At 51.8% G+C, this 272-nt stretch carries 1 protein-coding gene; it reads left to right on the top strand.

Annotated features, from left to right (window positions below):
- Nucleotides 1–190 (top strand): IS66 family insertion sequence element accessory protein TnpB (gene tnpB, locus ACWQ4X_RS19930; protein WP_139850598.1); only part of this gene is annotated, 190 nt, incomplete at its 5' end.
- Nucleotides 191–272 lie beyond the last annotated feature (82 nt).

Below are 272 nucleotides of genomic sequence, written 5' to 3'. Positions count from 1 at the left end.
CATGAAAGTACTGGTACATGATGGACTGGGCATCTGGCTGTGTGCCAGGCGGCTGGAACAGGGCAAATTTCACTGGGCTCAAGTTCACCAAGGTGAAACCGTGGCCCTCAGCCCGGAACAGTTACAGGCACTGATCCAAGGTTTGCCCTGGCAGCGCATTGGACGACAGCAGGTGGTGACGATGCTTTAAACCAGGCTGTTCCATTCTGCTATTCTCCAAACGTTCTATTTCATTCTTCTCATGACCTCAGGCATACTGCGGTCATGAATAC

It is taken from the genome of Acinetobacter sp. NigerLNRRAM0016 (genome assembly GCF_054112845.1).
This window is presented reverse-complemented; position numbering and strand designations above follow the sequence as displayed.